The 21,290-nt window shown below is 35.6% G+C and carries 23 protein-coding genes; 9 read left to right on the top strand and 14 right to left on the bottom strand.

The features are described from left to right. Positions 1-123 precede the first annotated feature (123 nt). Both IGL98_RS03965 and IGL98_RS03960 read right to left on the bottom strand, forming a co-directional pair. Entirely contained in the window at positions 124-777 is a 654-nt protein-coding gene (locus tag IGL98_RS03965) for an HAD family hydrolase (protein ID WP_206911761.1), read from the bottom strand. 100 nt (positions 778-877) lie between these two features. Beyond that, positions 878-1,747 carry an SPFH domain-containing protein gene (locus IGL98_RS03960; RefSeq protein ID WP_206911752.1) on the bottom strand — a complete coding sequence of 290 codons (870 nt, stop codon included), beginning with the start codon at positions 1,745-1,747 and terminating at the stop codon, positions 878-880. 168 nt (positions 1,748-1,915) lie between these two features. Here IGL98_RS03960 and IGL98_RS03955 point away from each other — a divergent pair, with 168 nt between their 5' ends. Beyond that, the gene (locus IGL98_RS03955) at positions 1,916-2,887 is read left to right on the top strand and encodes a ring-cleaving dioxygenase (protein ID WP_206911751.1); all 972 of its coding nucleotides are present in this window, start codon (positions 1,916-1,918) and stop codon (positions 2,885-2,887) included. Positions 2,888-2,910: 23 nt separating this feature from the next. Then, positions 2,911-3,531: a flavin reductase family protein gene (locus IGL98_RS03950; protein ID WP_206842726.1), complete on the top strand. Its 621-nt coding sequence runs from the start codon at positions 2,911-2,913 to the stop codon at positions 3,529-3,531. 68 nt (positions 3,532-3,599) lie between these two features. Here IGL98_RS03950 and IGL98_RS03945 read toward each other — a convergent pair whose 3' ends face one another. From IGL98_RS03945 to IGL98_RS03930, 4 genes are all read right to left on the bottom strand, one after another. Continuing rightward, positions 3,600-3,950 carry an iron-sulfur cluster biosynthesis family protein gene (locus IGL98_RS03945; protein ID WP_206842725.1) on the bottom strand — a complete coding sequence of 117 codons (351 nt, stop codon included), beginning with the start codon at positions 3,948-3,950 and terminating at the stop codon, positions 3,600-3,602. A 77-nt stretch (positions 3,951-4,027) separates the two neighbouring features. Further along, positions 4,028-4,519, bottom strand: a complete 492-nt coding sequence (locus IGL98_RS03940) for a gamma carbonic anhydrase family protein (RefSeq protein ID WP_206911750.1) — start codon at positions 4,517-4,519, stop codon at positions 4,028-4,030. Positions 4,520-4,644: 125 nt separating this feature from the next. Continuing rightward, on the bottom strand, positions 4,645-6,411 hold the full coding sequence (gene efrB / locus IGL98_RS03935; RefSeq protein WP_206842723.1) for an ABC transporter ATP-binding protein: 1,767 nt from the start codon (positions 6,409-6,411) through the stop codon (positions 4,645-4,647). Continuing rightward, positions 6,408-8,138, bottom strand: a complete 1,731-nt coding sequence (locus IGL98_RS03930; RefSeq protein ID WP_206911749.1) for an ABC transporter ATP-binding protein — start codon at positions 8,136-8,138, stop codon at positions 6,408-6,410. The genes efrB and IGL98_RS03930 overlap by 4 nt, the downstream gene beginning before the upstream one ends. Before the next feature lie 194 nt (positions 8,139-8,332). Between IGL98_RS03930 and IGL98_RS03925 the strand changes: the two genes are divergently transcribed. The 3 genes from IGL98_RS03925 to rnjA all read left to right on the top strand — a co-directional run bounded on the left by IGL98_RS03925 (position 8,333) and on the right by rnjA (position 10,900). Then, entirely contained in the window at positions 8,333-8,722 is a 390-nt protein-coding gene (locus IGL98_RS03925) for a YbaN family protein (protein ID WP_206842720.1), read from the top strand. Between the two features lie 293 nt (positions 8,723-9,015). Beyond that, positions 9,016-9,228 carry a DNA-directed RNA polymerase subunit epsilon gene (locus IGL98_RS03920; protein WP_069645646.1) on the top strand — a complete coding sequence of 71 codons (213 nt, stop codon included), beginning with the start codon at positions 9,016-9,018 and terminating at the stop codon, positions 9,226-9,228. A gap of 1 nt (position 9,229) precedes the next feature. Further along, on the top strand, positions 9,230-10,900 hold the full coding sequence (gene rnjA / locus IGL98_RS03915; RefSeq protein WP_206842719.1) for a ribonuclease J1: 1,671 nt from the start codon (positions 9,230-9,232) through the stop codon (positions 10,898-10,900). A gap of 59 nt (positions 10,901-10,959) precedes the next feature. Here rnjA and IGL98_RS03910 read toward each other — a convergent pair whose 3' ends face one another. The 4 genes from IGL98_RS03910 to IGL98_RS03895 form a co-directional block, all read right to left on the bottom strand. Beyond that, complete coding sequence (locus tag IGL98_RS03910; RefSeq protein WP_430605008.1) at positions 10,960-11,442, bottom strand: glycosyltransferase; 483 nt, start codon at positions 11,440-11,442, stop codon at positions 10,960-10,962. Positions 11,443-11,502: 60 nt separating this feature from the next. Next, positions 11,503-12,168, bottom strand: coding sequence for a hypothetical protein (locus IGL98_RS03905; RefSeq protein ID WP_206911747.1), 666 nt, complete (start codon positions 12,166-12,168; stop codon positions 11,503-11,505). Further along, positions 12,165-12,602 (bottom strand): MerR family transcriptional regulator, encoded by a 438-nt coding sequence (locus IGL98_RS03900; protein WP_206842717.1) that lies wholly within the window; start codon positions 12,600-12,602, stop codon positions 12,165-12,167. Before IGL98_RS03900 ends, IGL98_RS03905 begins: the two co-directional genes overlap by 4 nt. A 120-nt stretch (positions 12,603-12,722) precedes the next feature. Beyond that, positions 12,723-13,172: a universal stress protein gene (locus IGL98_RS03895; RefSeq protein ID WP_206842716.1), complete on the bottom strand. Its 450-nt coding sequence runs from the start codon at positions 13,170-13,172 to the stop codon at positions 12,723-12,725. A gap of 177 nt (positions 13,173-13,349) precedes the next feature. On the opposite strand from IGL98_RS03895, the gene IGL98_RS03890 reads away from it, so the two are divergent. Next, positions 13,350-13,499, top strand: coding sequence for a hypothetical protein (locus IGL98_RS03890; RefSeq protein WP_167351769.1), 150 nt, complete (start codon positions 13,350-13,352; stop codon positions 13,497-13,499). A 315-nt stretch (positions 13,500-13,814) separates the two neighbouring features. Here the strand turns inward: IGL98_RS03890 and IGL98_RS03885 are convergent, their stop codons facing one another. From IGL98_RS03885 to IGL98_RS03870, 4 genes are all read right to left on the bottom strand, one after another. Beyond that, positions 13,815-14,015: a cold-shock protein gene (locus IGL98_RS03885; RefSeq protein WP_010760372.1), complete on the bottom strand. Its 201-nt coding sequence runs from the start codon at positions 14,013-14,015 to the stop codon at positions 13,815-13,817. A 148-nt stretch (positions 14,016-14,163) separates the two neighbouring features. After that, positions 14,164-14,832, bottom strand: a complete 669-nt coding sequence (radC, locus tag IGL98_RS03880) for a RadC family protein (protein ID WP_069646029.1) — start codon at positions 14,830-14,832, stop codon at positions 14,164-14,166. An 86-nt stretch (positions 14,833-14,918) separates the two neighbouring features. Continuing rightward, on the bottom strand, positions 14,919-15,578 hold the full coding sequence (locus IGL98_RS03875; RefSeq protein ID WP_206842715.1) for an HAD family hydrolase: 660 nt from the start codon (positions 15,576-15,578) through the stop codon (positions 14,919-14,921). A 147-nt stretch (positions 15,579-15,725) separates the two neighbouring features. Further along, complete coding sequence (locus IGL98_RS03870; protein WP_206911746.1) at positions 15,726-17,045, bottom strand: bifunctional folylpolyglutamate synthase/dihydrofolate synthase; 1,320 nt, start codon at positions 17,043-17,045, stop codon at positions 15,726-15,728. A gap of 363 nt (positions 17,046-17,408) precedes the next feature. On the opposite strand from IGL98_RS03870, the gene IGL98_RS03865 reads away from it, so the two are divergent. From IGL98_RS03865 to IGL98_RS03855, 3 genes are all read left to right on the top strand, one after another. Further along, entirely contained in the window at positions 17,409-19,976 is a 2,568-nt protein-coding gene (locus IGL98_RS03865) for a YfhO family protein (RefSeq protein WP_206911745.1), read from the top strand. 21 nt (positions 19,977-19,997) lie between these two features. Then, on the top strand, positions 19,998-20,591 hold the full coding sequence (locus IGL98_RS03860) for a TVP38/TMEM64 family protein (RefSeq protein WP_206842711.1): 594 nt from the start codon (positions 19,998-20,000) through the stop codon (positions 20,589-20,591). Between the two features lie 236 nt (positions 20,592-20,827). After that, on the top strand, positions 20,828-21,280 hold the full coding sequence (locus tag IGL98_RS03855; protein WP_206842709.1) for a DUF1307 domain-containing protein: 453 nt from the start codon (positions 20,828-20,830) through the stop codon (positions 21,278-21,280). Positions 21,281-21,290 lie beyond the last annotated feature (10 nt).

Genomic DNA, 21,290 nt, shown 5'->3' with positions numbered 1-21,290 from the left:
ACTAAATCACCATAATTATTCTTGTTTTCTTAAGATAAAATCTTGTTTTTAAGAGTATAAGTAAAATAAGCTTACTGAATACATTAAAAACGAGCCTCCTAAGTTGGAAGCTCGCATTTCTATTTATTTTTCTAAAATTATTTTTTCTATATCTTCAGGAGTTTCTGCTATATAATCAGCACCAGCGGTTTCCAATTCTACTTGATCACCGAATCCATATAACACACCAATACACGCTAGTCGATTTTCTTTTGCTCCAATCATATCATGACTGCGGTCACCGATCATCAGTGTTTTGTTTAAATCGGTAATTCCTGCAGAGTTCAGAGCATATCGTATAACATCCCCTTTTTTTGAACGTTCACCATTCAAACTAGCTCCATATATCCCAACAAAATAACGATCTAGTTTAAAATGAGCTAAGATTTGTTTTGCGTAGATTTCTGGTTTAGAGGTGGCGATATAAAGAGTACAACCAGCTTGTTGTAAGTCGGTCAGTACTTCGAGTATTCCTTCATATAAGTGATTTTCATACATTCCTTTGGCTTGATAATATTCACGGTAATAACCTACTGCTTGCTCAGTGAACTGGTCATCTAAATGATATAAATTTTTAAATGAGTCACTTAATGGCGGGCCTATAAAAGAAAATAAATCGTTTTGATTCGGCACATTTAAGTTCATCTTTTTTAAAGCGTAGATGACAGAGTTAATGATCCCTTCCCCAGAATCAGTGATTGTTCCATCTAAGTCAAATAAAATTGTTTTATAATGCATAGGAGACTCACTTTCTTTTGTTTTATAATATTTTTGAAAATTGAAGACAGAAGCTTCTAATTTAGCAGCCTCTGCCTCCTTTATCTGTTCGTTTTTCGTTCTATCTTTCATGAACATCTCCAGTGTTGATAACTGGTTGGGTTCCTTTATCTGTAATAATCGATACGAGAAGATTGTTGATCAATTGAACTTTACGGTCGTCAGTAAAATTGATTTCTTGCCCGTCTTCGATTTGTTCCAAAGCCATTTGCGTCATAGAAACCGCCCCTTCAACAATAATTTGCCGTGCTGAAAGAATCGCTTTGGCTTGTTGTCTTTGCAGCATCGCACTAGCAATTTCAGTCGCATAGGCTAAATGGTTTAAGCGCGTTTCAATGACCTCGACTCCCGCAACAGCTAGACGTTCTTGAAATTCTTTCGCCATTTCTTCTGAAACTTCGGTTGTATTTCCACGTAGAGTCAAATCATCATCATTGAACGTATCATACGGATACTGTGTCGCAATGTGACGGATAGCCGTTTCACTTTGGATTTCTATAAAGTCTTGGTAACGGTCCACATCGAACAAAGCTTTAGCCGTGTCAACGACTTTGAAAACAACGACCGCAGAAATTTCGACAGGGTTCCCATCGGAATCATTTACTTTTAACAACGAGCTATTAAAGTTTCGTACTTTTAGTGAAACATTGATTTTTTGAGTTAAAGGTGTTGTCACAAATAAGCCATTCTCTTTGATTGTACCTAAATATTGTCCAAAAAATAAGATTGCTTTCGCCTGATTTGCACTAACGATCGTTAATGAGCTTAAAAACAGGGCTGATATCCCCCACAATACCAAACCAATTGTGATCATGCCAAAACTTTCGTCCATTACGCCAATATAAGTAAAGTACCCGCCAATAATAATTAAAATAACTAGCACTACTAACGCGATGTATCCATTAACATGAAACGTTTTTTTCTCTTCCATGATCTTCCCCTACTTTCCTTTTTTCATTTAATATCCCTATAGTACTCCTCTTTATTCTTTCCATCAATAGTTAGGAGAAGAGAAAACAGTTGCTTAATTCTTGGTTTAGATGTAAACTTACTTTTAGTAAGTGAAAAATAATAATTATCAATTTGGAGGTTTTATATTATGGATACACAAATTAAAGGAATTCATCACGTTACAGCTATGACATCAAGTGCAGAAAAAATCTATCGCTTTTTTACAGACACTCTAGGGTTGCGCCTAATCAAAAAAACAGTTAATCAGGATGACATCGAAACTTACCACTTATACTTCACTGATGACCTTGGTTCAGCTGGTACTGATATCACCTTTTTCGATTTCCCTGGCATCCCGCAAGGAACTAAAGGAACAAATACTATTTCTCGTACATCATTTCGCGTTAAAAACGATGCTTCTTTAGCTTATTGGATCGAACGCTTTAACGAAAATAAAATTAATCATGGAGAAATCCAAGAACGTTTTGGTAAAAAATATCTTGAATTTGAAGATTTCGACAAACAGCAGTATCAATTGATTTCTGATGAGAACAATCAAGGTGTAGCAAGTGGAACACCTTGGAAAAAAACAGACGTTCCAGCTGAGCACGCGCTGATTGGATTAGGTCCAGTCTTTGTAACCGTAGCAGATTTTGACCATATGCAACGAGTTTTAGTTGAAGTGTTAGGCTTTAAGCTAGTCGATGCTGAAGGTAATTTCCATTTATTTGAAGTCGGTGAAGGAGGCAATGGCGGCAGTATCATTGTTGAACATCGAAACGATCTTCCAGATGCACAAGAAGGCTTTGGAAATGTTCATCACTTAGCTCTTCGTGTTGCAGATCAAGACGTATTACGTTTTTGGATCAACAAAATCAATCAACTTCAATTTCCTAGCTCTGGTTTTGTTGAACGTTTTTATTTCAAATCTGATTATTTCAGAGCGGCTCCTCATATTTTATTTGAATTAGCTACTGATGGACCAGGATTCTTAGAAGATGAAACGTATGAAGCAGCTGGAGAAAAATTATCTTTACCACCATTTTTAGAAGGAAAAAGAAAAGAAATCGAAGAATTTGTTCGTCCTTTTGACACTTCTGATGCAAATAAAGCACGTTAATAAAAGAGAAATGGAGAAGCCTTATGTTGCATTATCCGACTAAATATTTATCATCAAAACAATCCTATAAATTTCTATCAGGCAGTATCATCCCGCGTCCAATCGCGTGGGTAACAACACTGAATAAGGATCAAGAAACTATAAATGCGGCACCATTCAGCTTTTTTAATGCTGCAGCTTCCGATATTCCTTTAGTCACCTTATCGATTCTTAGACGAAATGGAGAAACAAAAGATACCGCAAGAAATATTATAGAAACAAATGAACTGGTAATCCACTTAGTCAATGACCACGTAGTTGAATCCATGAATCAAACAGCGGCTTCTTTAAGGGCAGATCAAAGTGAAATTACCATCAACAAAATAGAAACGACTGCTAGTAAATCTGTGACTGTTCCTGGAATCACGGCAGCGCCTATTCGTATGGAAGCACGGTTACATCAATATGTTCCAATTAAAAATCATCACGATCAAATCATTACCGATTTATTTATTGTCGAGATAACCGATTTTTATTTTGATGAAGCTGTATTTGATCAAGAACGTGAGTACATCTTACCAGAAGTCTTCAAACCAATTGCACGTTTAGCAGGTAATACGTATGCTCATATTAATGACTTGTTTGATCTAAAAAGGCCAGATTAAAAAGAAGTTGAGACAAATACCCATAAGGGCGATGCCCTCGGTGTTTGTCTCAACCTCTTTTTAGTTTATTACGGTCTTAAATCTACAATTGGCACATTCCCATCTAAAATCCCACTAGGACTTTTCAATTTAAAGACTTGTAAACGCGGATCAACTTCTAGCGTCATCTCTTCGTCCAAATAGCGTTTAGAGTAATCTTTGATATAAATAGCCCCAATATCGGAATCTACTGTCAAATCAAAATCAGATTTATCCTGCAATTGATCCAATATCAATAAGCGAAAGCTTGTATCAAGAGAGCAGATACCCATTTTAGAATACTTACCAACACCATCGTCTAAATCTAAAATAATCACTGCTTTGTTTTCGATATAAGGAATCAATTTTACCTGAGCTTCATCGCTAACTTTCAAATACATCCATTCTTCACCTCTTTCTTAACTAGTAAGCCAAAAATTTGTAGGTACATGTAAATGGTTCCGACTACGATTTTTTCCTAGTCTAATCGTGTATAATTTCCTGCAGCAAATTCTTTTGATAATGCTACATAATGCTGGGCATTTTCTTTGTTTTTCCGAATTTCTTCTCTCGTTAAAGGACGAATCACTTTTGCCGGTCGTCCAAATGCCAAGACATTTGGTGGAATCTCCGTCCCTTCCGTAACTAAGGAGCCGGCACCTATCAAGCTATTCTTTCCAATCACTGCATGATTTAAAACCGTTGAACTCATCCCAATCAAGGCACCCTCTTCTATCGTACAGCCATGAAGCATACTGTGATGTCCGATCGTCACGTTTTCACCAATAACCACTGGGGCATCTTGATCAACATGAATTACTGTGCCGTCTTGTACATTGCTTCCTGCATTGATCGTAATTGTATTGTTATCTCCTCTAAGCACAGATTGAAACCAAATACTAGTATCTTTAGCCAGCACTACATTACCATATACATCGGCACTTGCTGCAATAAAATACTCTTTTGTCATGTTGCTCACCTCTTCTACTATCTTTAGTATAACAAATTGGGATAAATTCTGTAGTTAAAAAGTCTTGTTCATCCCTATTAAAAAAAGGAAAGACACACTTAATCGGTGTCTTTCCTTCATACTTGTTAATCGTAGTCGCCATCTTCAGCAAATTGACTGTTATATAGTTTTTCATAAAAACCGCCTTGCTCTAATAGCTCAATATGCGTTCCTTTTTCAATGATTTCACCTTGGTTCATTACAAGAATCAAGTCAGCTTCACGAATTGTTGATAGACGGTGAGCGATCACAAAGCTTGTGCGCCCTTCCATTACACGTTCCATCGCTTTTTGGATCAACGCTTCTAAACGAGTATCAACTGAGCTTGTCGCTTCATCCAAAATCAAAATTCTTGGATCAGAAATTACTGCTCGGGCAATCGTCAATAATTGTTTTTGCCCAAGAGAAACATTGTCTCCTTCAGAATTGATTTCCATCTCGTAGCCATCAGGCATTGTGCGGATAAAGTGATCAACATTGGCAGTCTTAGCTGCATCTACCACTTCATAATCGGTCGCATCTAATTTACCAAAACGGATATTGTCTGCAATCGTTCCTTCATATAGCCAAGCATCCTGCAAGACCATACCAAAGACTGAACGCACATCACTTCGATCCATTTTTTTCGTATCGATACCGTCAATTTTGATTGCTCCTTCATTTACATCATAAAAGCGCATCAATAAATTGATCAATGTTGTTTTTCCCGCACCAGTTGGTCCAACAATCGCCACCGTCTGACCTGCTTGTACTTCAAAGTTCAAGTTTCTGATCAATGGTTTTGCAGGATCATAGCTAAAGCTGACATTATCAAATTGAACTGACCCCTGAACGTTTTTCGGTAATGGAATATCGTGTTCATTTAATTCTTCTTCAGGTTCATCCAAGATTTCAAATACACGTGTCGTCGCAGCTGAGGCACTTTGTAACGCCGCTGACAATTGCGTGATATTCCCCATTGGCTGACTGATCTGCCAAATATACTGGATAAAAGCTTGCAACTGTCCAACCACGATAGCACCAGTAATAACATAATAACTACCTAAAACAGCCATACCGATATAGGTTCCATAAGCTGTCATTTGAACAAGTGGTAACATCAATCCTGAAATAAACGTTGCTTTAAAACCAAAGCTATTCAAGTTATGGTTAACCTTTTTAAAGCCTTGTAACGTTTCTGCTTCACGGCCATAAAGTTTTAAAACACTAAAACCAGTCATATTTTCTTGCACATAGCCGTTTAGATTGCCAAGCGCATTTTGCATTCCTTGGAAGTATTTTTGTGAAATACCAACGATTGTTTTGGAAATAAATAAGGATAAAGGAATCATGATGATCGAAATCAGCGCCATCAGCCAATTGATATAAAACATCATCACAACAGCCATCACAATTCCTAAAATAGCTGAAACGATATTGATAAAACTTTGCTGCATTGCATTACTCACAGCATCTACATCATTGGTCACACGAGATAAGATATTTCCCTGTTGATTCTTATCAAAATAAGAAACAGGTAGACGATTGATCTTTTCATCGATATCTCGACGCAAATCTCGCATTGAATGTTGAACGACCGTTGCCATCAAAAATCCTGACAAAAATTGTGCCGCACAATAACCAATTCCTACAATCAATATCCAAATCAAACATTTGATAATATATGAGTAATTCAACCCATCCCCTGCTGCAATATTTTTACTGATTTCAGTGATTGGTAGACCTGAAACATAAGGCATCGCTGCATTAAAAGCAACAGTCAAAATAGTAAAGATAATCACTAAAATAAAGGTTCCTTTGTAAGGATTGATATATCTGCCTAAACGTCTAATAGAAGAGAGTGCGTTTTTCATGCTAATTCCTCCTCTGACAATTGAGAAGCAGCAATATCATAGTAGATAGGGCAATTCTCAAGTAATTCACGATGGGTACCGATGCCAACGACATCTCCTTCGTTTAATACGATGATTTTATCTGCATGCATGATCGTTCCAACTCGTTGAGCGACAATCAAAACAGTCGATTCTGTTGTTTCTTTTTTCAAACGAGCTCTTAAATTCGCATCTGTTTGATAATCCAATGCTGAGAAGCTATCATCAAATATATAAACCTCTGGACGGCGAATCACCGCTCTAGCGATTGCTAAACGCTGTTTTTGACCACCCGAGAAATTTGTTCCGCCTTCTGAAAGAAGTTCATCGTATCCATCAGGTTTTTGCGAAATAAATTCTGTTGCTTGGGCAATCTCTGCTGCTAATTCCATTTCTTCTATTGTGGCATCTTCTTTACCATAACGCATATTTTCTGCGATGGTTCCAGTAAATAGTAACGCTTTTTGTGGAATATAACCGATTTTATTGCGTAATGTACTCAATTTGTAATCCCGTACATCTACTCCATCAAGCAACACTTGACCTTCTGAAACATCATAAAAACGTGGGATCAGTTGAATCAATGTTGATTTTCCACTCCCAGTACTACCGATAAACGCAACAGTTTCACCCGGTGACGCTGTAAAACTAACATTACGGATCACAGGACTTTCTGAGTGTCCAGGATAAGCGAATGTAACATTTTTAAATTCTAAGTAGCCTTTTGTCTTTGTTTCTGTGATACCTGCTTCATTTTCGCGAATCACAGGCTCCATATCGAATGCTTCTTGAATTCGGCGAGCTGAAACAGCTGCACGAGGATACATCATAAAGACACTTGCAAATAACATAAATGAGAATAGTGCATGAAAAATATATTCGATAAACGCAATCAAGTCCCCAACTAATAGGCTCCCTTGATCGATCTGAAGTGCACCATTCCAAATAATCAACACCATAACAATATTGAATAGGAAGAAAAATCCTGGCTGTGCTGCCGCCATTAAGCGGAAAAGACTCTTAGAGCTTTTCGTATAGTCTTCATTGACTTTGCTAAACCGACTTTCTTCAAATTTTTCATTTACAAAAGCACGAATCACTCGCAAACCAGAAAGGTTTTCTCTTAAAATCCCGTTGATTCCATCTAAGTTTTTTTGCTGTTTATTGGATAATGGTTCAGATACTTTAGCGATCAATACCACAGCTGCCAAAAGAAATGGTAATGCTCCTAAAACAAACCAGCCTAATGATGGACTTGTGCGCATGACCATATATAAACTAACAAAAAACATCATTGGCGTCATAAAACCAATACGCAAGATATTCCCCATAAACAACATGATTTGATACGCATCATTTGTCGTTCTGGTAATTAGTGATGAGACTCCTATTGTTTCATATTCACGATGGGAAAAAGTCTGTACTTTTTCAAATAGATCATCACGAATATCACGTACAATATTTGTTGTCATTCGTGCGCCAAAATACCCTAGCATGATATTCATTACTACACCAACGACCGTGATCCCAATCATCAACAAACCTTGCTGTTTTACATAGTCATAATCATTATTTTTGATCCCAACATCGATCATTCGTGCTAAAATCGTCGGCAACCCTAGTTCTATCAATATAAATCCAAAAACACAAATGAAATCTAAAAATAATAGCTTCTTATATCTCATCGTGTAACGCCACATCAATTTCAATCAATCATCTCCCATTCCAATTTTTGACCCAGTACTTTCACTATAGCATAAAACTAACGGCTAGGTAAATTATATTTAAGTGAAAATCACGCACTTTTTAACAGATTAATAAACGGGACCATTTTTACTATGGTATAATGGTGATTACTTTAATTTTTGTACTAAAATCAGACGAAAGTGATGGGATCGAATCAATGAAAAAAATACTTTATATTTCTTTAGGCTGTCTCACATTTTGCTTGGGAACGATAGGAATTTTCCTACCGATTTTGCCCACAACGATTTTTTATATCTTAACCGCTTTTTTCTGGATGCGCAGCTCTGAATATCTATATACAAAATTTATTGAATCGACCTATTACCAAAAATATATCCAAGAATCTATTGTGGAAAAAAAGATTACACCTCTCGGCCGAATAAAGTTATTTTTAACTTTATTTGTGGTTTTTGCAATTCCATGTGTTATCGTCCGTAATCCATTTATGACAACAACATTAGTGATCGTCTATTTGCTGCATTTAATTGGTCTAAATTTGTATTTCAATAAAAAGAAAGTCCCACCTCTAAATGAACCAAATGAATAATAATATTTTCTTTAAAGTGGCAAGTCTGTTTCTATACTTATTCGCTGTTTTGTGATAAAATACGATTAATTGTTGTACAGCACAACACAATGGACGGTTGAAAGAAAGTACAGTTTCCATAAAACAAGTAAAGTGAAGCAAAGTCGAGGCTTCATTTCATCATCAACGAATGTTTTTGGTGACAATTGTTTTTAAGGTGGTCAACCACCTCATTTTGTTGTGTTCAAAAATTACAGTAAGAAAATATAAAAATAAATAATTAACTGCTTTGGCAGATAAAGGAGAAAAAACATATGATATATAAAGTTTATTACCAAGAAACAAAAATAAGAAACCCAAAAAGAGAAGATACAAAATCTATTTATGTTGAAGCAGAAAGCGATGTTATCGTGCGTCAACAAGTAGAAGAAAATACCCCATACAACATTGAATACATTCAAGCACTTGATGAAAATCACCTAGCTTATGAACAAGAGCACGCGGAATTCTCTTTAACGGAGTTTTAATATGAAAGTAAATATAAAAAACAATGAAACCGGCGTTTTTGCAATAGGCGGTTTGGGCGAGATCGGAAAGAACACTTATGGGGTTCAATTTCAAGATGAGATCATCATTATTGATGCTGGAATCAAGTTTCCAGAAGATGATTTGCTTGGGATCGACTATGTTATTCCTGATTACAGTTATATCGTTCAAAATCTGCATAAAGTTAAAGCGTTAATTATCACTCATGGACACGAAGATCATATCGGTGGTGTGCCGTATTTATTACGCCAAGCTAATATACCGATTTATGCTGGTCCTTTAGCTTTAGCTTTGATTACCAATAAATTGGATGAACATGGTTTATTGCGGGATGCTGAACTTCATGAAATCAATGAAGATACTGTAATTCGTTTCCGTAAAACCGCGATCAGCTTTTTTAGAACAACGCATAGTATTCCTGATGCTTTAGGTGTAGTTGTTAAGACACCGTCAGGAAATATCGTTGCAACAGGAGATTTCAAGTTTGACTTTACCCCTGTTGGTGAACCTGCAAACTTGCACCGTATGGCAAAATTAGGGGAAGAAGGCGTCTTATGTCTACTTTCTGATAGTACAAATGCGGAAATCCCAACCTTTACTAAATCAGAAAAAACGATTGGTTCTTCTATTTTAAAGATTTTTGAAAAAATAGAAGGAAGAATCATCTTTGCCAGTTTTGCTTCAAATATTTTCCGTCTTCAACAGGCTGCGGACGCCGCTGTTGCAACAGGACGTAAAATAGCAGTGTTTGGTCGTAGTATGGAGAATGCGATTGTGAACGGCGAACACTTAGGCTATATCAATGTGCCAAAAGGAACATTTGTGGATGCTAGTGAGCTGAATCAATTACCTGCTGGTGAAACGATGATTTTATGTACGGGTTCCCAAGGTGAACCGATGGCAGCACTGAGTCGAATCGCTAACGGAACACACCGTCAAATTTCAGTACAACCAGGTGATACAGTGATCTTTTCAAGTTCACCTATTCCTGGAAATACAACAAGTGTTAACCGTCTGATCAACTTGCTTTCAGAAGCAGGCGCTGAAGTTATTCATGGAAAAATCAATAATATCCATACTTCTGGTCACGGTGGCCAAGAAGAGCAAAAATTAATGTTGAGCTTAATGAAACCTAAATATTTTGTACCCGTTCATGGTGAATTTAGAATGTTGAAAATCCATGAGTCGTTAGCACAAGATGTTGGTGTACCAGCGGACAATTGTTTCATTATGGAAAATGGTGATGTGCTAGCTTTAACATCAGATGATGCTCGTATTGCCGGACACTTCAATGCTAGCGATGTTTATGTAGATGGTAATGGCGTCGGCGATATTGGAAATGTCGTCTTGCGTGACCGCCGCATTCTTTCAGAAGAAGGTTTAGTTTTAGCAGTAGCGACTGTCGATATTAAAAATAAAGAAATTCTGGCTGGTCCAGATATTTTATCCCGCGGATTTGTCTATATGAGAGAATCAGGCGAAATGATTCATGAAGGACAGCGTTTATTGTTCAATGCAATCCGTGAAGCATTACGAGATGAAAATTGTACAGAAGCGAAATTGTGTGATGCGATAACAGCCGCATTACAGCCGTTCCTATTTGAAAAAACAGAACGTCATCCAATGATTTTACCAATGATCATGACTTCATGAGTTTGAATATAAAAGAAGCAAAACTGGGAATGTTCCTAGTTTTGCTTCTTTTGTTTAGCCTATACAGATAAAAATTCCATAATCTCTTTTGCTGCTATAAAACTCCCTTTGATTGTTTTTAACTCTTGTTGCAATTTCTTAGCTTGTTGTTCATATATGGGATTGTTCAATAGTTCTTCGATATTCTTTTGAAATACAGTCTGATTTTTTAGTTTGTTCTTCTTTATTTGGATCGCATTGCCATATTCAACACAACAGCTGATATTATATTCTTGCTCTTTTTGTAAACCAATACCGATAAATGGTTTTCCAGTGAGACTAGCTGTTTGGATTGTTCCTTCCCCACCATGAAGAACACAAGCAGTTACTTTACTTTGCACTTCTTTTGCTGGTAACCAATCATAGAGATGAACATTTTTTGGTAGTTGTGCTATTTGTTCTTCTGTTAGATAACTTTTCATCGGACTAATCACTTCAACTGGCAATGTATCAAAATTCCATAGCAACTCAAAGATAAGTTGACGATTAGCAGAACTTCCCATACTGCAGTAAATGAGAGGTTTTATACTAGTTTCTAAAAGGTCTTGTAACTGTATGGGTATCTATTCATCATTTGCGAAAATTGGCCCTACATAAATACTATCGCTTGGTAAATCCGGATTTTTTGTTAATAATTCAGGTGTAGTAATACAATTTAAATCTGCAGACATTACGTCGATCGAATAAGTAAATTGAGCTTCTACGCCAAACTCTTTTATCAGTTTTTTGATATCTTTGGGAAGCCATTTTAACTTTAGAATGAATGATTTCACCATTTTTTTTAAGTACGGATTGGACTTCTCCATAAATAACGGTCCTTCTACGTGAGCTCGACTATATGCGTACGGTTTAACATAAATCAGCGGAACTTTTTTGACACGGGCACTTATTAACAGACTCATCGTAGAACCGATAATAATTCCATTTGGATTGAGTTCTTCGATCAACTGCAGTTCATTTTCTATTCTCATTTTCAAGAGGTCATAAGTAAAAGGTATTTTAATGCTTTTCATTTGATCAAAGTTCATGATATTTGTTATATCAGTATCTGTTAAATGAGGTGTTAAATACCTAAATTCAAACCCTTCTTTTTCAATGAAGGTGGCAAATTTTCGACTATACCCCATAAAAATACAGTTTGCTTGTGACTGGCACTCTTTCGCTACTTCGATCATTCTAGTTGTTTCCGCTAAGTTAAATGTTTCTGGCGCAAATAACAGTGTTCTCATTTATTAATATCTCCATTTGCTATGAATGTATGGTAAATTTGCTCAATATAACGATCGATTTCGTTTTCTTCTTCATTGTTGAACTCTTTTATTTCTGGAACTTTTTCAAATAAAACCAATATTTGTTTATAGTAATTGATTTTATCTTGGAAAATCTTTTTCTTAGATTCTATTAATTGCGTAGTTTTTTCTCTGCAGACAGCCGATGAATCGATTTGCATCATGTTTAAAACGGTCTGCATTTCTCCGAGACTGAATTCACCATATTTCATCACTAATATGTATTTGATCATTGTAAGGTCAACCTCTTGGTAAACTCGATAGCCGTTTCCTTCTCTATTTGGCTTTAGTAGGTCGACTTTGTCGTAATATCTTAATGTTGATTTTGGAATATTAAGTGTTCTAGCTACTTCTTTTACTGTTTTCCCTGTCATTTCATTCCTCCTCTTTCTTTTGAAGTACTATAACATGTAACCAAGCTTTAATGTCAACACTCAAAAAAAGCTGACAAGGTTTACACCTAATCAGCCTATTTCCGATAAATGATTTACTATTTAAACCTCATTATTCACTACTAAAACATTCGCTTTTGTATGGTTCACAACATAAGAAGTCGTTGAACCCACCATCAATCTTTCAAATCCATTTAAACCAGTTCTGCCGATTACAATTAAATCGATGGGTTCTTTTGACTCTGTAAAATCAGCAATCAACGTTTTCGGATAGCCATACATAACGTATGTGTATACTTGGGACACTCCTGTTTCAAGAGCTTTTGACTCTCTTTTTTTCATTTCTTCTTCTTCTCTTGCACGAAGATCTTCCATCAGTGTTCCCATCGACATTGTTAGTTCGCCAAAATAATTGCCCATCTCTTCAATAACAGATAAAATGTGTAAAGTTGCGCTATTTCGTTTGGCAATCTTGATTGCTTCTTGAAAAGCTTTTTCTGACTGATCAGAACCATCTACAGCCACTAAAATATTCTTATAGGTCTCTTCCATGATAAAAACCTCCTTCTTAGGTACTTCTATTATACTACTTGAAAGGGTTTTCTACAAAAATACTGCCGAGTAAAAAACTTTCTTCTTTACACTTCTAAAAAGCCATGTTATAGTAATCATGGAATTTCGTTATCAGATATCGTTGCCTTTCATAAGAATCAAGAGAGGAGAATTATTATGACATTTGGTAATAAAGTATTAAAATACCGTGTAGCACTTGATACAGAGAGAAATTTGTTTATGGCTATCGATGCAAATAACCAAGCAAATATCGCTTATGGTATCACGATTACACAAGCAGTAAAAGAATTGAAAAAATCTATTTAAGGAGTTATCAACCTAAATGAGCGATTCAAGTTCTAATACGATTTAAAGGCATCCAGTGAATGGTAAATCACGGATGCCTTTTTTGTTTTATGCTAGATTTATTCTTGCTTGTTTTTTGATCTTAATTGAAACATATTTGCTTTGTAATGTATTTATTCTTTTGATTTTTTTGATGTAAACTGTAGGTATTTCACTAGTAAGGTCCCCTCTCACTTTGGTCGTTTAGTACTGTTAAACATCTGCGCTACTTCTCAATCGCAGTGTTTCACAGCAAAAAAACATCTGACAAATGTCAGATGTTTTGGAATGGATTGATTAGTTTTTTACAACGTTAACTGCTTGAGGTCCACGATCTGAATCTTCAACGTCGAAGCTTACTGATTGACCTTCTTCGATTGTTTTGAATCCTTCACCTTGAATAGCTGAGAAATGTACGAATACATCGCTACCGTCTTCGCGAGAGATAAATCCAAATCCTTTTTCTGCGTTAAACCATTTTACTGTTCCTTGTTCCATTCTTTTGTTCCTCCTCGTGCTTAAGCACTAAATATTGTAACATTGCCCGTGTACGATAGAGGGTTTTAAAATTAAAACTTCTATATTGTCCCAAACAAGATTACACATATATTGTACATGCGAACCCTTATTTTTGCAAGAAATCTAGCTAGTCTGCCGCAAAAAAATTTTCTTCTCTCATGCTGATGTAAACTTGTTCTCCAATGATGATATGATCCAAAACCTCGATTCCCATCATCTTTCCACATTCCTGCATTCTTTGCGTAAAATGAATGTCACTTTCTGATGGAGTTGGATTACCGCTTGGATGATTATGAGCAAGGATTAAACGTGCCGCAGAACATTTCACTGCACTGCGAAAAATCTCTCTTGGATGTGCTACTGACTGGTTCAGGGATCCTTTAAAAACAGTCTCTTGTTTAATCACTTCATTTTTAGTATTTAAATACAAGCAGACTAAATGCTCTTGTTGAAAATCCTGTAATTCATAAATCAGATTTTGGGCAATTTGATAACTGGAAGAAACCTTTCCTAACTTCAATTGAGTACTTTGTTGAATTCGATAACCAAACTCTATTGCAGCTCTTAATTCAATTGCTTTGATTCGACCAATTCCTTTGGTTTCCATCATTTCGGTAAGGGTGGCATTTTTCAATTCATATAAGTGATTGAAATAATTCAAAAATTTGGACGCTACCTCCATCACATTCGTATTCTTTGAACCCGTTCTTAGTAAAATCGCTAACAATTCTTGGTTTGATAAGGCTTTTTCACCTACGACTTCTAAACGTTCACGAGGTAAACAATCTTCGGGCATTTCTCTAATAAATAATTTTTCTTCTTTGATCAAAAAATCACTCCTTTATGCTCTTCTAACAAAAGATACGCAAAGGAGTGTGGTTTTTATTTTTTTAAATAAACTGGAGCTTGAGTTAAACTCTCAAAAATTTCCAACGTTTTTGCTTTGATTTCATCGGTTGGTGCCAACAGATCTGGAACCATGATCACAGGAATTCCTGCTGCATCAGCCGCTGTTACACCATGAAATGAGTCTTCAAAGATCAAAGTGTTCTCTGCCTTTGTACCAAGGTTAGCTAAAGCTTTTCGGAATATTTGTGGATCTGGTTTTGCTCGGGTCACATCTTCTGCCGATACGATTCCTGAAAAGCGTTCCTTGATCCCAGCGCCATCTAATAATAATTCGATTGCTGGGCGGACATTACTTGAAGCAACAATTCTTGGAATCTCTTGTTGATCAAGAAAATCGAGTAATTCTAGAACCCCCTCTTTTAATGGAACTTCTCCTGCTTCAAATACTTGATAGGTATCATCATACGAACGTTGGATAAACTCATCTACTTTTTCTTTACCGAAATCTTTATAGATTCGATGATAATTTTCTTGCACCTCTTCATCCGACACACCTACAAATTCTAAATAAACTTCTTTGCTGTATGGAATGTTCATCGCATCTGCTATTTTTTGAGATGACTGATAATAAATCAGTTCCGTATCAAATAATAGACCATCCATATCAAAAATTACGCCATCGATTTTTTTCATAATTTCCTCCTCGTATAATAATTAATGAGCAACAGTTTCTTTGAAACCCTTGTACTTTTCAATATCAGTTCATTTTATTCACTGTGTCTCAAAGCAAAAGCGAAGTGAGCTCGTATAGTCTTGACAGAAAAATTGGAAAATATGAGACTAACTCTCATCGCCAGATCCTATATTCAATAACAATTCACGAACTTGTGAAACAAAATAAAGTGAACCCGTCACTAACATCAAGTCATCTGCCGACATTTTTTCTAAAATCTCACCTAAACCAAATTGCCATAATGAAACGATCTGTGTTTTATCATCTTCAAAATGTTCCATTTTAGTTAAATCGATTGCTCTAGGATAATCAAAGGTAGTCAAATACAGATGTACATTTGGGACTTTCCTTAATATCGCAATCATTTGATCGATATTTTTGGACGCTAATGCTGAGAATAAAATATGGATATCCCGATTTGGAAATTCCTTTTTCAGATTTTCAGCTAAACGGCGCATAGCATGGTCATTGTGGGCACCGTCTAAAATAATCAATGGTTCATCACTGATTTTTTCCATTCGAGCAGGCCACTGAGCCTGAGCCAACCCTTGATAAACATCTCTATCTGTAAAATTGATTTGCTGCATTTCGCAATAGAGATAAAATAGCTGAATCGAAACGGCCGCATTCTCTACTTGATGACGACCTAATAAAGGTACTTTTACTTTAGGCAATTTGCCTGCTTCACCATAAAAATCAAAGATCTCGCCCCAATTTTTATCCGGATGTCGGTACTCTGCTTTATAGTCTTTTTCATAACGATACACTCTACTGTGTTTTCCTGCGGCGACTTCATTGATCACAACAAACGTTTCTTCTTCAATATTGCCGGTCACAACAGATATTCCCTCTTTAATGATTCCAGCTTTTTGGAAAGCAATTTTTTCAAGGGTATCGCCTAAAATTTCTGTGTGATCTTTTCCGATCGTAGTGATTGCTGTTAGCATTGGTTTCACTACATTAGTACTATCTAATAACCCACCAAGTCCGACTTCGACAATGGCAATATCTACTTGTTCATCTAGAAAGTAATCCAGGGCCATAACCGTCAATGTTTCAAATTCAGTGATTCCAGCACTTTCCGGCTGCTGATCCATGTCTTTGATCAACTCTTGATATTTTTCCACATATTGGATGATATGATTGTCTGAAATCCCATGTCCGTTAATGGCAATTCTTTCATTAAAATGCTCGATATACGGAGAAGTAAAAGTTCCCACAGTGAGTCCTAATTCTTCTAACATACAGCGTAAATATGTTACTGTAGAGCCTTTTCCATTTGTGCCTGCAATGTGGATCGTCGGTACTTTTTCTTCTGGATTACCGACTCTTTTCAATAATGCTTCCACTCGATCAAGACCTGGTCTAGATCCAAATGGTAGTCTACTATGAATCCAATCGATTGCTTCTTCTATCGTCAACGACATCTTATCAACTCCTCATTCTCTATTATATCGAAAGCTGGAGTGCTTTTCACTAATTAACGACTTTAATTATGCAAATGATCGATTCTATAAAAAAGAGTAAACAAATGATTCAGTACTTTTAAATAAAAACAACTATGATAAAATAAACAAGACTCTATGTATGAACTGAACACAAATTCTTTTGCATCAAGACCTAATCCCATGATAGACTAGAATCTTAGAGAGAAATCTAATCACGTTTGTTTTATAAATAACGAGTTTCAAAAATAATATTGTTGTAGGTAGTTCGCTTGATTTTTCAAGGTTGATTGAACCTTTATCCTAAAACAGTTACAAATTATTAGAATAGAGGAGCAGTATACTATGTCAAAAACGAAAAAAAAATTATTGGTTAGTGGAAGTTTTCTTCTTCCATTCCTATTGTTAATCATACTCTGGTCGATTTTAGGTTTAGCACCGTTTGGAAATAACAATCTCTTGGTTAGCGATTTAGGGACGCAGTATATGCCGTTTTTAAGTGCATTTAAGCAGTTTTTTCAAGGGGAGACTTACTCCTTGTATTCATTTTCTGATGCACTCGGTGGAACTATTTTACCCTTGAGTGCTTATTATTTATTAAGTCCGTTCAATATTTTAGTCTTGCTATTCTCTTATCAGCAGTTGCCAATCGCTATATTATTGATTATTACGCTAAAAATTTCCCTCATGGGCAGTTCAATGTTTTATTATCTTCAAAAAACATATCGTCAATCAACTATTTCAACATTGCTTTTTTCAACGTCTTATAGCTTATGTGGTTTTGTGACGGTCTATTGTTTGAATTTTATGTGGTTGGATGCATTGATTTTACTCCCTTTACTGGTATTAGGAATTCAGCGGTTATGGGATCATAAGAAATATGTTCTTTATTCAGCGGCCTTATTTTTGGCTATCGTAACAAATTATTATATGGGCTATATGCTTTGTATTTTTGCTGTGTGCTACAGTCTTTATTGGTATTATCAAAAAACAGAGTCAGCTGAAAAGAAATCGATTTGGCTATTTATTAAGAAAGGTCGCTTATTTTTTGTTACTTCTTTTCTAACAGGAGTTAGCACGAGTTTTATTTTGATTCCTGCTGTAGAAGGAATGTTGGCGACAAAAAAGACAAATTTTGAGTGGCAAACGTTTTTACCTACACCTAATTTTGGCTTTAATTTTCTTTCCCAATTAGGTCTCGGTAGTGTTAATTTTGAGTGGCGTTTAGAGCATTTACCGACGATTTTTTCTGGTATTTTGATGGTCTTGCTTTTTATCGCTTATTTTCAACTATCGGCTATTTCTAAGAAGGAGAAAATTGGCGCCGCGTTTTTAGTTGGATTTATTTTCTTGAGTTTCTGGTTGGAACTTGTCAATACGATTTGGCATATGTTTCAAAGTCCTGCGGGATTTCCCTATAGAAATACGTTTATCTTTAGTTTTTTGATGATAAAATTTGCGTATGAAGCCTTTCTTAAATTAAAGGAAGGGGCAAAATTAAAAGTTATTGTTCCTAGTATTTTTTCTGGATTGTTGCTTTTGGGTTATATTGCTTTAAAATTTTCAAAAGAGAAAATCTTTTTATTATCCGATCATTATGTTATTTTCAGTCTAGTTAGCATTTGGTTGACCTTTGAGTTGGTAGTCTTGATTCAAAAAATGCATGGGGCAAAAAGGAACGGTCTCTATCTGTTCTTATTCTTAGTCGTTTGCGCTGAATTAATCTTTAATTTTTGGATCAGCTTTAAGGATATTCCATTTGGAAATCAAGAAAAATTTGCGCAAACTTATCAAATTCAAGATGAAATCATTTCTGATTTACAAAACGAACATCCTCATTTATTCCGAATAAAACAAACGATCGATTCCGATGCTGCAGGTTATAACGAGAAAAATAATGGTTACAATAATCCAATTCTGTATGGCTATGCTGGCGTTTCCAGCTATACTTCTACGCTGGATGCTAATACCCAAGATACCTTGAATGCTTTAGGCCTATATCAAAAAAATGATCGCAGAATCGCTTATGTTGATGAGTCAAAAGTGATCAACTTACTATTAAATGTGAACTATCAATTAACTCCAGAACTTAAATTTTACCAGAAAAATATTTCAAGCGATCCCTCAACAAATGTTTATGAAAATGAAGAAGCAATCGGTATGGGCTTTTTAGTTCCACAAGCATTTGCTGATCTTAAATTAGCTGAAAATCAGCCTCTAAAAAATCAGGAAATGATTTTACAGCAGATCCAAAAAAATAAACAAGCATATTTTCAAGAAACACAAAAAATAACTTGGTCAGAGCAAGCTGATCATCACTACACACTCAATACAAAAACAACCACAGATGGCGAACTTCATCTTTATGCACCAGAAATCGACTGGAAAAAAATCACTTCTTTTAAAGTAAATGGTGAAAAAATCCAGCCTGCAGTTTATATTGCAACAAATCAATTATTTAATCTTGGCTACTTCAAAAAAGATGACGTCGTTCAGCTACAGTTTGAGTCCGAAAATGAGATTGAGGAAAAAAACATTGAATTAAAAACCTTGCAGCAAGAAACCTTTGATTCATTTATTACCAAACAAAAGTCACAAGCAATTCAGCTTGAAGAAGAAGTCTCGGGTACATTGACCGGAGAAATCACCGTAACAGACCCAGAAAATTCATTGCTTTACTTAGCGATTCCATATGATAAAAATTGGCAGATCACAGTCGATGGTAAAAAAGTCAAAGCTAAGTCAGTTCTAGGTAATTTTACAGGAATTGAATTAACTTCTGGAAAGCATAAAATCACAATGCATTATCAACAACGTAACTTCATTATTGGAGTTTTGATTAGCATTTCTGTTGTTTTGGGAGTATTATTTTATCAACTATTAAAACGATTTAAGATACGAAAATCAAAGTAACGGTGAAAGGAAACTGCAGCCATGGGGAAAAAAATTCTGAAACGAATTATCTATGTACTGCCTATTCTAGGTGTTCTTTGTTTTACTGGTTTAGTAATTTACGGTTATTATAAAGGAATTTTTCATTCCGTTCAGTCATTACAGGATTTCATGAAACAATTTGGAGAATACGCGGTATTGATCTTTATCTTTTTACAAATGGTCCAAGTGATTGTGCCGATTCTTCCTGGCGGGATCTCAACGCTTGTGGGAATGCTGATGTTTGGTAGTATCCCAGGGTTGATTTATAGTTATATTGGTCTGATGATAGGTGATGTTATCGTCTACTGGTTGGCACGATATTACGGGAAACCATTTGCTCAGCTGATTCTTTCTAAGAAACGGTATTTAAAATTCGAAAAAATGTTGGACCGTCCTGAAAAGGGTATTAAGAAGTTGATGATTGCTACGTTATTGATTCCTTTTGCACCGGATGATTTGACCTGTTTGGTCGCCGGTCTGGCCGATTTGCCCTTTAAGGAATACATGAAAGTGTTACTACTTTTTAAACTTTGGTCAGTTGGGACTTATGGCTATGCGTTATTGTTCTTGTTTAATCGGTTTTTGATTAGTTAGAAATACTAATAGAAGCAAGTACGATTTTGATGTTCGTTGTCAAAATCGTACTTGTTTTTTTGTTGCTTAATTTCCAAATTTCACCTTCTCCTTCTTTCTTGCTAATCATCTAAAGTTTTTCCCTAATATCTACTAGCCTTTCTACCAATTAAATATTTATTGTTTTTTGTCTACTTTTCCAAACTAAAAATATGTTATTATTGATGTATAGCTATTTCAATTAAGGAGGTGCGCATATGAAAAAATTTTGTAGGATTGTTGGTATGAGTCTTTTATTTCTATTATTTATATCTGCTTGTGGAGCTGAAAAACAAACTGCCACGTATACGCTGAAACAAGATGATGAAAATGTCACGATTCAAAATGTCTATAAAGAAGATACGTTACTAAAGCAAACAATCAAAACAACTATCCAGTATAAAACGATTGGTGTAAAAACAAAAGCCAAAGCAGAAAAATTATTAAAACCAAGCAAAGAATTATATACCGACAAACAGGGAATTAACTACTCTGTTGTTTTTAAGGAAAAAGAAGCAGTTGAAACAATTGAAATCGATTTAAAGAAACTTTCTCAAGACGAAGTAAACATGTTGCCTTTGATTTCTTTGCCTGACGGAGCACTAGACTCAGCAAGTGAAAAAACGAACGCTGAAAAATTAATAAATTTAGGATTTGAAAAAAAAGACTAGCTACATGAGG

The organism is Enterococcus sp. DIV0840 (assembly GCF_050527835.1).
In the GTDB taxonomy this organism is placed as follows: Bacteria; Bacillota; Bacilli; order Lactobacillales; family Enterococcaceae; genus Enterococcus_L; species Enterococcus_L ureasiticus.
This window is presented reverse-complemented; position numbering and strand designations above follow the sequence as displayed.